Source organism: Mycobacterium helveticum, from assembly GCF_007714205.1.
Classification (GTDB): domain Bacteria; phylum Actinomycetota; class Actinomycetes; order Mycobacteriales; family Mycobacteriaceae; genus Mycobacterium; species Mycobacterium helveticum.
The window spans coordinates 1-13531 of record NZ_VMQU01000138.1; the positions used below are offsets into that span (position 1 = coordinate 1).

Below are 13531 nucleotides of genomic sequence, written 5' to 3' on the forward strand. Positions count from 1 at the left end.
CCCCCATCAGCGCGCAGTCACCACCAACCAGACCACCGAAAACAAGATCATCACAAGCCGGCTGAAAAATCAGGGTCTGAGCATCGGGAACTGAGACAATCGCTTCGTGTCCACCGCACCCCCGCACCGGCCACCACCGGAGGCACCGAAGCCGCCGCGGGTGCGCGTCGCCCCCGAGGACCTGGAGCGGTACGGCGACGAGGATCAGGTGCGCGCGGCGTGGGACGAGGGCCGGCTCCGCGACGAGCAACCGCCTCATCACCGCTGACCCGCCGCACCGATCACCGGGAGTAGGCGACGCGCCGTTCAATCCCGCCTTGGTCAGGGCTCTCGCCCACCGGATCCAAAGCGAAACCGGGTTCCGCGAGCGGTGGTCCTACTGTTTTTCACTTCTGCAGAAAAGCCGGATATAGATCCGAGAGGTCGAGGACGTATCCGATGCGTCCGACGTGGCTTGCCATCTGGCTGCGAGGTGTGCACGTTTCCGCTGCGACTTTTTGGGAATTGACCATCATGACCCCAGTTGGAGCGTCGGCGCCATTGGACAAGTTGAAGTTCCGCGCAAACACCCTGCATTCCCGCCGACACTATGGCCTGCGCGTATACGCCGCGCGCGCTGGCGTCATAAAGCTTCACCGATGTCCGGAAGCAAGGAAATGTCCTCTGGCTGGCCATTACGAAAAATAGCAGCGAGTTCGCGCATCCGCCTTTTCGCCCATCCGACGTTGAATTGACTTAATACCTGATACTCGTATTTGAAGCGTTCTGCGCGATCCCCCACCGCCTTGGCCGCTTCGTGAGTGACGACGCCTTCGGTGTACCAGTAAAGGAGGTCATCGAGGCTGCCTACCCGGTCGAAACCGAGCTTTCCGCGCTCGTAGAAAGTGAAGTGATACGAGCCGTCATCGGCTACGTAGATATTCAGACCGTCGTTTGTTCGCAATCCGACAGGCATCGGCCGAACCCCAAGCATTTCCGACAAGCGATCGATCTCAGCTTGAAGTTCCGTAGATTTATCGTCCAAGACGCGGTCCGTATTCATCGAGGATTCCCCTGTCCACGAGTTCTTTGACGCCCACGTCCACGCCATGTGGACCCAGGATCATGTACTGAAGGCCCTCGGGCGATGGCGTCTGGCCATAATACGGTTGCACGGGTCCTTCGCCGACTTGCCAGCCCGGAGGCAGTGGCTTCCCGGTCACCAGGTACCGGTTGTAGTCCCCTCCAACCGATTCCGGCGCCAATGCGCGATCTGCGAACGGCGTGCCATCGGGTGAGAGATAGCGGCCGTACTCCGACCCGAATCGGTCGATGATCGCACCCTCTGGCAGCCGGGCGGGCTGGGGCACATGCCCTGGCGGAAAACCATCGTTCACGGGGTAGTTCCGCGAACCCGGGGTGCCGAACTGCGACGCAAACTCGTCCCATGTCATTCCGCCCGTAGGGGCCCAGCCGCGCACGACGGACAAAGGAGCACCACCTTCGGTGACCGTGTCCCCGGGAAGCCCTGCTTCACCGGCGGCTCCCTCCCCGCCGAAAGCATCCCCGGCAGGGCGAAGGCACCGTCGGAGGCTTTGGCGCCCAAATAGTAAGCCGGGCTGGGTGAGTCGACCGCGCTCTTGATTTCCCCTGCCGCCGCGCCGAGCGGGTTTTGGGCGGTCTCGACGGTACCCTTGAGCATCTGCTGCCACGACTCGAGCCCCCGGGCGCGCCCGGTCCGCCTTGCCCGATGAGGTTTTTGATCCCCTGTTCGGTGGCAAACCAGCGATCACCGAACCCCTCGCCGAATCCGGGCGGCGGGGGCGGCTTCGGCTCGGGGGGAACATAGTTGGGCATCCCGTTGTCGATCCACTGCTGAGTGCGGCACACAATGTCATTCAGGCGCGCCTCGATCTGATCCGGCGGCACACCATCGCGGGCCAAGGTTTGGCGAGCAGTCGCCTTGAAACTGTCCACCTCCGCGGGTTTGAGCCGAGGCAGCGGCGCGCCAGGCACCACAGGTTGATCAAGCCGGCTCAGCAGGTCCGAAAGACTGCCGGATGGCGGCTGGTCACCCTGGCCGCTGTTCGGCTGCCTGCCAGTGGGCAACAACAGATCCTGCAGCGACGACGGTTTGCCCGCGGTGCCAGCCACCGGAGTGTGCGCGTTCGACGGCGAGCCGTTACCGCCCCCGGACTCTGCGGAGCCGGCGGGCAACAGCATGTTTTCCAGCGACCGCGGCCGCTCCCCGCCGCCGGCATCGGGCACCCCGCCCGATGCCGGGCCACCGACGGCACCGCGAACAGCGGCGGCAAGCTCGTGATCGGCACTGTCCGCATGCGCCTTCAACACAATCAGCCGATCCTGCAGCGCCTGCTGCTGGGCGGCGAACTCCACAGGATCGCGCCCGATCCAGGTGTCGCCGACATCTATCCGCCAGTCCGGCGTGATGGTCCAGCCTTTGGCGTCGGTGGCCCGCTGAATGTCAGCCAGCTCACGCTTGCACGCACGCACGTCCCCCTCGGCACGCGACACCGCCGCAGCGACCTGCCTGGACTCCTGACCGTCGGCCTCGACGTCGCGGCGAACCTTGCCCAGATCCGCGCGAAACGCCGCACCGGCCTCCCCGTGCCAGCGACCGAGAACGTTGTCGACCTGCTGCAGGTTCTCCCCCAACCGCCGCAACGAACCAGCCCGCCCGCTGGCCGTCGCGAACACCTGCTGGATCGCGCCGAGATCCCAACGGTTGACATCAGACGGAGTCAACACCCCCACGCGCCACCCCTACCCCCGCACCGACCTGAAAGCTCGCGCCGACTCGTCCTCATTCGTGAGGTAGCCGAACATCGCCTCGGCCACATGCGATCCCAGCCCGTCCACCGCCACCTGGTGCTGGTCGTGGCGGGCCTCCCACCGCGCGGCAAGCTCAGCCAACGCCAGCTGCGAGGACCCCACCCAGCCCGGCGCCGCCCCGGCCAACCCGTCCTCATGGCTGAGGAATACCCCCTGCGGCTCCCCACTGATGCGCCCCGAATCCTAAATCGCGCCGCGGAAAACCGCCCCTCACCCGTGTGGGGCTATCTGTCATATTCACGGTGTCTTCCGTGTCATCTGTACGCTGCTCCATCCGTGTGGGGCAGGACAGAGTGTCTTCCCATCATTGCCTCTGACCGCGTACGTGTCTCGAAACAGCCGAGATGCAATTGCCTCGACGGTCGACATCAGAGGTGGCGCGGTGATCCTTGGCGGCAACCGGTCGCCGGTGATGGGGCCCACCACCACGCTGTGAACGTGGAGCTGTCAGTAGTTGTCGGTAGCCTGCCACTGTGACTTCCGGCCCTTCATCCGACGACCCCGAAGAGAGCGAGCACTGGAAGCTCACCCCTGACGAGCGCGAGCGGCAGCGGCCTCTACTGATCGACTTGAAGGCCACCTCGATACCGAAGGTCGACTTCGAGATCCCGAGCATCATAGACACGAGCGCCTTCGCCAAGATGGCCGCTAGCGCGGCCAAGCTCTCCTCCTTCTCGCTCCCCGAGTCCACGCTCAACCGCCTCGCGGGCTTGTCTGGAATCGCGGCCCAACAGTCGAAGTTGGTCGACTCGCTCAAGCCCTTGCTCGACGCTCAGAATGGGTGGAGGACGCAGTCCAACCGAATCAGCAGCGACCTGTTCAAATCCCATACCGCCACGCAGGCACAATTCGCCAATTTGGGCGCGAACCTGACGAAGACGTTCGACTTTGGGGTCAGTGACTCCATCTCCAAGCTGGCGCAGCAGTTCGCCGCTCAGCAAGCATCTTGGCTCGAGACACTGGGACCAACGCTAGAGCGCTTGAGGAAGAGCTTCTATCCGCCAAACCTTCGCGGGATCGAAGACCTTATGTTCAAGGACGTGGAGAACGTCGTTATGGCCGACGGCATCGCGCTATACGGCGTCCCGCGCAGTTCTATCGCGGAGGCGCTGATCAGTGCTGAAAGCGCTGCCAAACGTCGCGAGATTCTCGGGCGACGGTGGACTGGAATTTCGGCGGACTGTCGTAAGGCTGTCGAGAGCCTCAGGTCGGAGGCTGTCGCACCCTATGCGCCTTTCGCTGAAGCCGCCTTGAATGCGCTCGACAACAGCCACACCGAAGCAGCGCAGGCGCTCACGGGCTCGTTAATCGACAGTCTCCTGACGTCCTACTTCGGCAAGGACCGCACGAACTACACGCCCGACAGGAAAGGCAAGCGGACCACCGACGCCTACGACGAGTTCACAGTCCACCAGTTCATCGCATTCGCCCCCATGTGGCAGGCGTATCAGCAGTTCTGGGTGCAAGATGGCGACCGAGTTCCGAGCACTTTCAGCCGCAACGCGACTGCCCATACGGTCAGCCCGCGACAGTTCAATCGGCGCAACGCAATTCAAGCTCTGCTCTTCGCCACGAGCCTCCTCTTGTTTTTCGATGAGCAGGTATCGAGACACACAGGCCACTGACCGAGGCAGGCAGGCTCCGCTGGCAGCGCAGCGCTGGCCCGGGGAGGTAAACCACCTCACGGTCACATGCGCGCGCAACGGAAACCGGCACACCGAATGAGGCCGAGCAGGCACCCGCGACGCGTCGTACCGGCGGAGATGTCGCTCACCGGGAGTAGTTTTCGACACCATGCCGGCCTTCACCGACCTGTTCGCCACCCTCGCCGCGGATCCACGCGTACGGGGCAGGCAGTTCGAGCACATCTGCCGCTGGTACCTGACGAACGACCCGCAGTACCGAGCCGCCCTCCGAAAAGTCTGGCTGTGGGATGACTGGCCCGGTCGGTGGGGTGCGGACGCAGGTATCGACCTGGTCGCCGAAGACCAGGTGGGGAGACTGTGGGCAGTTCAGGCGAAGGCCTACGACCCGCAGTACACCGTCACGAAGGCCGATGTGGACACGTTCCTGGCGGAGTCGTCCCGGGCCGCGTTCTCCTACCGGCTGCTGATCGCCACCACCGACAGGTTGAGTCCCAACGGCCGCCGCACGATCGACGCCCAGCAGAAGGCGATCGGGCTCGTCGGACTCAGCGACCTTCTCACCGCCGATGTGAATTGGCCGGCCAACCCGGCGCGCCTTCGCCCCTCGCCGCCTCCGAAACCCGCGAAGCCCCGCGGCTATCAGCGCGTAGCGATCGACGCCGTGGTCACCGGGTTCGACACCGCCGACCGTGGCCAGCTGATCATGGCGTGCGGCACGGGCAAGACACTCACCGCGCAGTTCGTCGCCGCGGAGCTCGACGCGCAGCGCACTCTGGTGCTGGTCCCGTCGCTGTCGCTGCTCAAGCAGACGATGCGGGTGTGGCAGACACAGGGCCGGTCGGGAGTCGCGGCGCTGCCAGTCTGCTCGGACGAGACGGTGTCCCGCGCCGAGGACATCCCCGTGGAACACGTCAGCGAACTCGGCCTGCCGGTCACCACCGACCCCGGTGAGATCGCCGCGTTCCTGCGCAAGCGGTCCGGCACCCGCGTCGTGTTCTGCACCTACCAGTCATCGCCGCGGATCGCCGAAGCGTTCACCCTGGGCAGGGTGCCGGCGTTCGACCTCATCATCGCCGATGAGGCGCACCGATGCGCGGGGCCGCAGTCCTCGGACTTTTCGGCTGTGCTCGACGGCGACCGGATCAGAGCACACCGGCGGCTGTTTATGACCGCCACGCCGCGGTACTTCACCGGCCGGGTCATCAAGGCCGCGGGCGAGGAAGATCTCGAAGTCGCTTCGATGGACGACCAGACCAAGTTCGGCCCGCTGTTCCACCGGCTGGGATTCAGCGAGTCCATCCGCCGCAACCTGCTCACCGACTACCAGGTGGCGATCGTCGGGGTCGACGACGCCACATACCGGGCCTACGCGGACAACGGCACCCTGGTCACCCGCAATGGGGAGGAGATCACCGACGCTCGTTCCCTGGCCGGGCAGATCGGCTTGGCGAAGGCGATGCGCAAGTACGACCTGCGGCGCGTCATCAGCTTCCACTCCCGGGTCGCGAGAGCGCAGGGGTTCGCGACCGAGATGCCCGACGTGATTGGCTGGATGCCGGCTCGGCAACGCCCTGCCGGCGGACTGTGGTCCCGATACGCGTCCGGGGCGATGACGGCCGGCGAACGCCACGTGCTGCTGCAACGTCTGCGGAGCCTTGACGACGGCGAACGTGGGCTGATCGCCAACGCGCGGTGCCTCGCTGAAGGGGTGGACGTCCCCACCCTCGACGGCGTCGCGTTCATCGACCCGCGGCGTTCCGAGGTGGACATCGTCCAGGCTGTCGGACGAGCGATCCGAAAGGCGGACGACAAGACGGTCGGCACCATCGTCATCCCCGTGTTCATCGACACCGAGGCGGATCCCGAAGCCGCACTCGACGATTCCGTGTTCAAGCCGGTCTGGAACGTGATCAAGGCGTTGCGGGCGCACGACGACGACTTGGCGGAGCAGATCGACACGCTGCGGCGAGAGATGGGACGCCGCGGCGGTGGTGGTGTGCCGAAGCTGCCGGGCAAGATCCACCTCGACCTGCCGGTGCATGTCGGAGCGGAGTTCGCCCGAGCTTTCGACACTCGGCTGGTGGAGCAGACCAGCGGGCCGTGGGAGTTCTGGTTCGGACTGCTGCAGAGGCACGTGGACGAGCATGGGGCGGCCACGCCGACCGTGGACTGCCGCTACATGGGTTACCGACTCGGCGGGTGGGTGATCAACCAGCGGGCACGCCGCGCGCTGCTCGATGACCGACAGGTGGCGCTCCTCGAAGCGCTGCCGGGGTGGGTATGGGACCGAAACGAGAGCCGGTGGGATGAGGGGTTCCGGCACCTGCTGGAGTACATCGCCGAGCACGGGAACACCCTCATCACTGCTACCCGTGACTACCGCGGCTACCCGCTCGGCGACTGGGCCGCGATCCAGCGCCGGGACTTCCAGAGCGGCAAGTTGTCTGCGGAGCGCCGTGAACGCCTCGCCGCGGTGCCCGAGTGGGTATGGAGCCTGGAAGCCAACCGCTGGGACGAGGGGTACCGCCGCGCAGCGGAGTACGCCGCCGCACACGGCACTTCCCTGATCCCCGGTCCGTACGAGACTCCTGACGGGTTCCGCCTGGGGGCGTGGGTGAACTTCCAGCGCACTCGGCACAGCCAGGACAAGCTGGAACCAGACCGCATCGAGCGCCTGCAGCAGCTCCCTGGCTGGGTGTGGTCCGCGTCGGACGCCAAGTGGGACAAGGCTTTCTCGCTGGTCGCGGAGTACGCACGTCGGCACGGAACCGCGCGGGTTCCTCACGGAACGGTGGTTGACGGTGTGAAGCTCGCCGACTGGGTCATCAACAACCGCGCGAAGTTCGACAGACTCAGCGCCGACCGACGCCGACGCCTGGAGAGCCTCCCCGGATGGGTAAGCAACACGAATACCGCACAGTGGGAACAGGGACTGCGGCTTCTCCGGGACTACGTGGACGAGAATGGAACCGCCGCGGTGCCACGCGGTTTTGCCGTCTACGGATTCCCTCTGGGGACGTGGGTCGGCAGCCGCCGCGAGGAGTACAAGAGCAGCAAGCTCAACGCCGAGAGAGCGGCCGTCCTCGAGGCGTTGCCCGGATGGGAATGGAACCCTCGAACCGGCAAGTGGAGCCAGGCCCTGAACCGGCTGCTGAGATTCGTCGACGAGAACGGCCACGTGAACATCCCCGACGACTACGAGTGCCCAGACAGCTATCGCCTGGGCGCGTGGGCGCGGCAACAACGCTCCCTATACAAGCGAGGCGAACTCACCCCCGACCGCATCGACCAGCTGGAAGCGATCCAAGGGTGGAGTTGGGGCTACTTGGATGACCGATGGGACGCGGCATTCGAGAGGCTCGCCGCTTACGTCGCTGAACACGGGACAGCGCGTGTGGCCGCGAAGTACAAGACAGGAGATGGGTTCGCTCTCGGCGTGTGGGTCTCCACGCAGCGGGGGAACTACCTCAGGGGGAAGATGCCCGCTGAGCGCGCCGCGCGTCTAGCGAGCCTGTCGGGCTGGCTATGGAGTGCTGCTGGGTAAGGGCTGGACCAGGCGCTCCCACCTGGTTCGTGGCCGCCGAGCGTGCCGCCGACCACGAACGTCGTGACCCGCAGAGCGAGCGACTAACACCGCAAAGCGGAACGCTACGAGCTGAACAGCTCCGCCGACCACGCCGCGATCGTCGGCTCGAGACGCTCGGGGACATAGGAACCTTCCGGTCTGGCGCCTCCGGGTGCCCTGGACGCCGCCTCGTACAGGCACGCCGCGCACTCGGTCATACTCAGCGACACGGCCAGGGCTTCAGCCACAAGGGACCACACCGTGCCGTCCCGGCTGTAGTCCGTCATCCACCGGTAGCCGTGGATGAAGCTGGAGCCGTAGGAGTAGAAGGACCGCGCGGATCGCTCCCTCCAGCCGGCGTCGATCGCCTCCGTGTCGGGCGTGTACGCGTCGACCCAGTGCGCGGACTCCCGGACCATCTTGGTGAACGACGGAGGCTTGTCGAAGGTGTAGGCCGCCTTCGCAGCGGTAAGCATGACGTTGAACTTGCGCCGATGCTCTGCGTTCATGGTCCGGAACTCCTCTGTGAACCGCTCGCCGCGGCCGGCCTCGTTCTCTGCGTCGATCAGGAGGAACCGGCGCTGCTGCTCCAGCTGCTCCATCTCCTCGGAGAGGCACCGCCCGCGGCGGACGCCAGGGTCTGGGTCCCTCAGCAGCCAGATGGTGAGCGCAGCAGACTCCAGCGCCACCCGGCACAGATTCATGACCTCCAACAGGTGAGGTTGCTGATGCGTGAGGCGGCGGGCCACCAGAATCCCGACGGTGTTCAGGTTCCCGGCAGCGGCCATCACGGGGAACAGTGCATGCCCGGTGACTGCAGCGGGTCCCGCCAGGGTGATCGGGTACGCGGCTGCGAAGGCGGCATCGTCGGCGGCGAGGGCGCTTCCCTCCTCGGCGACGTGCGGATGCAGTCCCCAGTCGTACAGGTCGCCACAGCTGCGGCCCCGCTCGTCGATGTAACCGAGGACCCCGTTGTGCTTCAAGTTGAACAATGCCTCGATCAGCGTCTGAGACTGCGGGGAGTTCGGGATGCTCACGGGGTAACGGTAGGCGGCCGCTACGACATATTCGGCCACAGATTACTCACCAGCCACTCGCCCAGGCACAGGAGCGTCTTCCTGCACACCAACTCCGGTTCACCTTCGACGACCATGGGCGCCGAGGGGCACACACCACAGGAGCGACATCGCCCCCGCAGACATGAGTTGCCCTCTCCGGCGGATCACTCCCCTCGCTGTCCTCGCCGGATTCGGGTGACAAGTTCGATTTCGGGTCGTCCGATCTGGGTGTCGAGGTGCCGGGCGAACAGCGCTGTGGCGAAGCGGTCGAGCTGGTTGTGTAGATCGCGGTTCTTCTGGCGTAATTCGGCGATGGTCTGCAGATCATTGCGGGCAGCAGCAGTGTTAAGGCTGTCACCCCTCGTCAGGTTCGCGGCGAGCTGCTCGAAACGGCTGTTGAGCCGGTGGGAGCTGTTCTCGATTCGGTCCTGAACGAATGCGCGGGCGACGGCGTCGTGGCTCCTGCCGGTGAGCGCTTCGATCTGCCGCTTGGTCCGAGGCATGTCGGCATCGTTCTCGATCGTCGTGATGGCGTCAGCTATGGCCTGCATGACGGCATCGCTGACGCGCTTGCGGGTGGGGCTAGGCATGCTCATTCTCCTGGTCCGGGTCGTCGTAGAGGTCGTCTGGGTCGGCGGTGGTGAGTTCGCGCCGGATGCGGGCAAGGTTCGCGCGGTCTCGGCGCATCTGTTCGATGAGAGCCGGGTGGCCGCGCTGCTGATCGAGGTAGGTGTCAATGCGGTCGAGGGCGCTCGCGATCACACCGACGTGTGCTGGCCGCAGTAGGGCGTTGGTGCAGTCGACACCAACGCACACGTGATCGCCGAGTTTTGGGCGGTCACCGCCGCAGCTACTGGTTGCCGGGTTCCACATGCAGTCATTGGTGAGCCCCGGGTGAAGTCGCTCCGCGAGCGCCGTGGTGAGTCGTTCGGCGCGGTCGGGGTTGGCGATGACCTGTGCGCGGAATCCGGTGACGTGGTGAGCTGCCGGCCCGGCCACTGGGCTGTCGTCTTGCAGCAGCGTGGCAACGTCGTTGTGCAGAGCGCGTTTCCGTTCATCGTCCATGAGGCGCACGGCCTGTTGTTGTCCGTCGCTCATGTACCCAGTGGTCATTCGCCAGGCGCTGTGTCCGAGTTGGATTCCCAGTCCGAGCTCGGCTCCGGGTCGGGTGGTGGCGAAGACGCTGAAGGCGCGGCGTAGAGACGTCGCGTTGATGGCCCGGCCTTTCGGCGTCGCAATGTGTTCCAGCCCGAGCCCTCGTCCGCGCCCGGGCCGGCCGGCGGGGTCGTCGTTGACGAAGGCGACGAGCCTGGCGATGCCTCGGTTCGGGGCGTAGGAGCCGACGTTGCGACTGCTGCGAGCGAACAGGTGTGTGTCGTGTCTGGCAAGGTTGCCCAGAACTTCGATCGTCCTGATGACGGGTCGGGGTGCCCACCATGTTCGGCGCTCGCCGCCAGGATTGTCGTTGCCCTTGTGTTGAATGCTCTTGAGGGCGGCGAGACCGTCCTTGGTGGTGTGGCTGTCTCGTGTGAGTTCCTGGATCTCGCTGTCGCGCATGCCGGTAAGGCTGGCGATCAGGACGTAGCAAGCAGCGCGGAGGACGCTTTCGAGGTACTCGGTTTCGCCGAGGCCCAACTCCTCCACCCACGTGCCGCCTGTCCCGTCCAGGTAGGTGACGGCGGCAGTCGGCACGTGTAGTCCTCCGAAAGTCGCCCGCTGCGGGTCTGCCGCGGCGGTCTTGATGAGTGCCATGGCATCCGGCATGTATTGGTGACTCGCCCGGTTAAGGACGTTGGCATTGATGCCGAGGAGTTTTTCTAGCAGCATCGTATTCGGCTCTCCTCGTTGGCGTTTGGTGTGGCCGAACCCGGTATGAAGGGGTAAAAGACCACGCTGCTCGGTCCAGTCGAGCAGTGCGTTGTAGGCGTTGGCTCCGGCTGGTCCTCGTGGCTCCTTGGGGAGTGCGGCACGAATCTCGGCGGCGGCGATGATGTCATCGCTGAATCGGTCGACGATGGCCCATGATGCGGTGACGAGCGGTGCCCAGGTTTCCCACGGGAGGGGCGGCGTGGTGTTCTCGGTGTGCGTGACTTCACCGCTGATGCTGGCGGCGCTGCGGCCGACCCAGGGGAAGAAGGAAAGAGCATCAGGCAGGACTGCCTGGCACTCTCGCAGCAGTCGTAGGGCGGTGACGTAACCACGGATACTCGTCGCGCCGAGTCCGATGCCGCCCGCCCGGTGTTGGCCTGTGCGGAGGTCATCGAGGAAACGATCGGCGTCGGCTCGCGTCCAGTCGGCGAAGCGGGCGATTCCGTTGTCCTCGGACCACTTGGCGATGACTACCAGCTTGCGAAAGCAATCGTATAACCCTGCTGGTGGTGTTCCATCGCCGCGGCGGACGACACCCGCCGCTACAACGACTTCGCGGTCGGGGGCTGCAACCGTCATGAGAATGTTTTTCACGGTCATGCGGTGCACATCCGGAGCGCCGGCGAAGTGAATGTAGCGCTGGCCCATGTTGACCCGTTTGGCCACAAGGGCGAGATCCCACGGGTCGTCGCCGTATTGCGGGCTGCCGGCAAGGTGGGGCCAGACGCGCAGCTCCGCGGTGAAAGGGTTCCTCCATAATGCTGGGGATTCTCGCGGGGACGTTCCGGCCGTCACGATGCCGGTGCTTCCGGGACGCCACGAATGTCGTTGAAAACGCCTGCGTCGATCGGTGTCAGGTTCGCTTGCTGGCGGGCTTGCTTGACCTGCTCGGGGTTGAAGGCCGGCAGGACCACCTCAGTGATGGTGTCGTAGATGGGTTTCCAGTGTGTCTGCCATATCCGCGGGTCGGCGGCGCGGTCGGGATGTGTCATGTGCTGGATCGCGAGGGCGGCCGGCAGGTGGTGCAGGGTGATGAGTGCGTTGGGACATGCGAAGCAAGTACCGGTGATCGACTTGGTGCAGACGGCTCCCTTCTTCTCGTAGGGGCTGTCGAGGGGATCTCGGCATCCGGCGTGCGGTCCGTCGAGTTGACCGGCCACCAAAGCGTTGGCGGTGTCCGGGTCGATGCCGGGTGCGTCGGCTCCGGTTCGGATGGCCTGCTCAGCGTCCGGGGTAACGATCGTTGGACCGCTGATCGCGCTGTCGAACATGTCGTTGACACTGTCGATGAGGATGCGACCGGCTTCGGATCGGAGAACAGAGCTGTTGGTGTAGTGGCCGAAAAAGGTCTTCGCCGAGTGACGCCGGCCATTCGCCAGATAGGCCCTGGGGTCAGCGAGCACTTCGCGGGTGGTGGCAACCTTGCGCAACCGTGCCCATTGGTTCGGACCCGATAGCGGAAGACTGTTCCGCGCGGCAATGGCAGACAGTAGGTACGGCTCGCGCCGCCAAGGTGGTTGCTTGATGCTGCCGCGTTCGTCCTTCATGAGGATGAGAAACGGATTGCCGGAGTCGACTCGAGCAGCGGCGTTGAGCATCAACGCCCAACGAAACGCGGTGAACGGTGCGGTGTCGCGACGGGCGTATACCTCGTCGTAGGTCTCGTGTGCACGGTTCTTGGTGTATCGAACTCGGAGTAGTTCGATGAGGTCGTTATCGGCGAAATTGCCGAGTCTGTCGGTCGGCGACAGACCGGGCAATGAGCCGTCCGCTGCGGGGTCGGTGGTGGCTTCGATGTCGTGAACGGTCAGGGTGCGGAGTACCTCGGGCGGTTCACCAGTGGCAAGGCTGAGCAGCACGTGCGTGGCAATCTGGACGTCGATGTCGCTGATACCCCGATCCGGCTGAGATAGGGCACTTTTCACTTTTCGGTAGGCCCACTGTCGCCATGCGCGGACCTCCTCCTCGCTTAGCGCCGGCATACCTTCGTTGCGGTGATGCCACAGGCGGGGCTGCCGCGCCAACCGGTCGACGACGTCGGCATGCAGCGTCCCGGGATGATCGTCTTCGTACCGTCGCAGGAGAGCAAAGACATGGACAACCATGCGGTAGGCAGTGTCCGACTTCGCCTCTCGATGTCGGGCGAGCATGTTGAGCTCCCACAGGTCCAGGTGTGCCCGCCGCAGATCGCGCAACGCGAACTTGCCCTTCTGATCGTGGGTCAGCGGCAACGCTCCCATCGACCGCAGCAGATCCAGGAGTCCGGTGGTCAGAGCGACCTCGTACCGGCCGAACTCCGTGAGCACCTGGACCCACGTCGCCGCCAACTCGCCCGCGATAACCGGCGTCTCGAACGAGGCAGGCCTGATGGTCTGAGATTTCTTGTCGCCGTATAGAGACCATTCGAAAGTGAACTGGTCGTCGTTGGGTGTAACAGGTGTTTCGGACTCCTCGGGAACGTCTGGCGTCGCGTACGAGCCCGTCATCAGACCCTGATTTTTCAGCCGGCTTGTGATGATCTTGTTTTCGGTGATCTGGTTGATGGTGGCTGCGCGCTGATG

11 protein-coding genes are annotated in these 13531 nt (G+C 64.9%); 3 read left to right on the forward strand and 8 right to left on the reverse strand.

Annotated elements, in window-relative coordinates; all coding sequences use genetic code 11:
- The first annotated feature begins 106 nt into the window (after nt 1-106).
- Nucleotides 107-268, forward strand: coding sequence for a hypothetical protein (locus FPZ47_RS28580; protein WP_168209541.1), 162 nt, complete (start codon nt 107-109; stop codon nt 266-268).
- A gap of 354 nt (nt 269-622) precedes the next feature.
- Here the strand turns inward: FPZ47_RS28580 and FPZ47_RS23070 are convergent, their stop codons facing one another.
- The 4 genes from FPZ47_RS23070 to FPZ47_RS23085 all read right to left on the reverse strand — a co-directional run bounded on the left by FPZ47_RS23070 (nt 623) and on the right by FPZ47_RS23085 (nt 2958).
- Nucleotides 623-1042, reverse strand: coding sequence for an immunity 63 family protein (locus tag FPZ47_RS23070; RefSeq protein ID WP_246133557.1), 420 nt, complete (start codon nt 1040-1042; stop codon nt 623-625).
- A complete protein-coding gene (locus FPZ47_RS29810) occupies nt 1014-1433 on the reverse strand; it encodes a TNT domain-containing protein (protein ID WP_246133558.1) in 420 nt (139 codons plus the stop codon). Before FPZ47_RS29810 ends, FPZ47_RS23070 begins: the two co-directional genes overlap by 29 nt.
- 79 nt (nt 1434-1512) lie before the next feature.
- Nucleotides 1513-2697, reverse strand: coding sequence for a WXG100 family type VII secretion target (locus FPZ47_RS29815; RefSeq protein ID WP_246133556.1), 1185 nt, complete (start codon nt 2695-2697; stop codon nt 1513-1515).
- A 66-nt stretch (nt 2698-2763) separates the two neighbouring features.
- Nucleotides 2764-2958, reverse strand: a complete 195-nt coding sequence (locus FPZ47_RS23085; RefSeq protein WP_246133555.1) for a hypothetical protein — start codon at nt 2956-2958, stop codon at nt 2764-2766.
- Nucleotides 2959-3305: 347 nt separating this feature from the next.
- On the opposite strand from FPZ47_RS23085, the gene FPZ47_RS23090 reads away from it, so the two are divergent.
- Nucleotides 3306-4457, forward strand: a complete 1152-nt coding sequence (locus FPZ47_RS23090; protein ID WP_144955721.1) for a hypothetical protein — start codon at nt 3306-3308, stop codon at nt 4455-4457.
- A gap of 169 nt (nt 4458-4626) precedes the next feature.
- On the forward strand, nt 4627-8022 hold the full coding sequence (locus tag FPZ47_RS23095; protein WP_144955718.1) for a DEAD/DEAH box helicase: 3396 nt from the start codon (nt 4627-4629) through the stop codon (nt 8020-8022).
- A 104-nt stretch (nt 8023-8126) separates the two neighbouring features.
- Here FPZ47_RS23095 and FPZ47_RS23100 read toward each other — a convergent pair whose 3' ends face one another.
- From FPZ47_RS23100 to FPZ47_RS29820, 4 genes are all read right to left on the reverse strand, one after another.
- Nucleotides 8127-9080: a hypothetical protein gene (locus tag FPZ47_RS23100; RefSeq protein WP_144955715.1), complete on the reverse strand. Its 954-nt coding sequence runs from the start codon at nt 9078-9080 to the stop codon at nt 8127-8129.
- Between the two features lie 185 nt (nt 9081-9265).
- Nucleotides 9266-9691, reverse strand: coding sequence for a hypothetical protein (locus FPZ47_RS23105; protein ID WP_144955711.1), 426 nt, complete (start codon nt 9689-9691; stop codon nt 9266-9268).
- Complete coding sequence (locus tag FPZ47_RS23110; RefSeq protein WP_246859890.1) at nt 9684-11765, reverse strand: hypothetical protein; 2082 nt, start codon at nt 11763-11765, stop codon at nt 9684-9686. The genes FPZ47_RS23105 and FPZ47_RS23110 overlap by 8 nt, the downstream gene beginning before the upstream one ends.
- A partial coding sequence (locus FPZ47_RS29820; RefSeq protein WP_246133553.1) for a hypothetical protein occupies nt 11762-13531 on the reverse strand: 1770 nt, incomplete at its 5' end. The genes FPZ47_RS29820 and FPZ47_RS23110, both read right to left, overlap by 4 nt.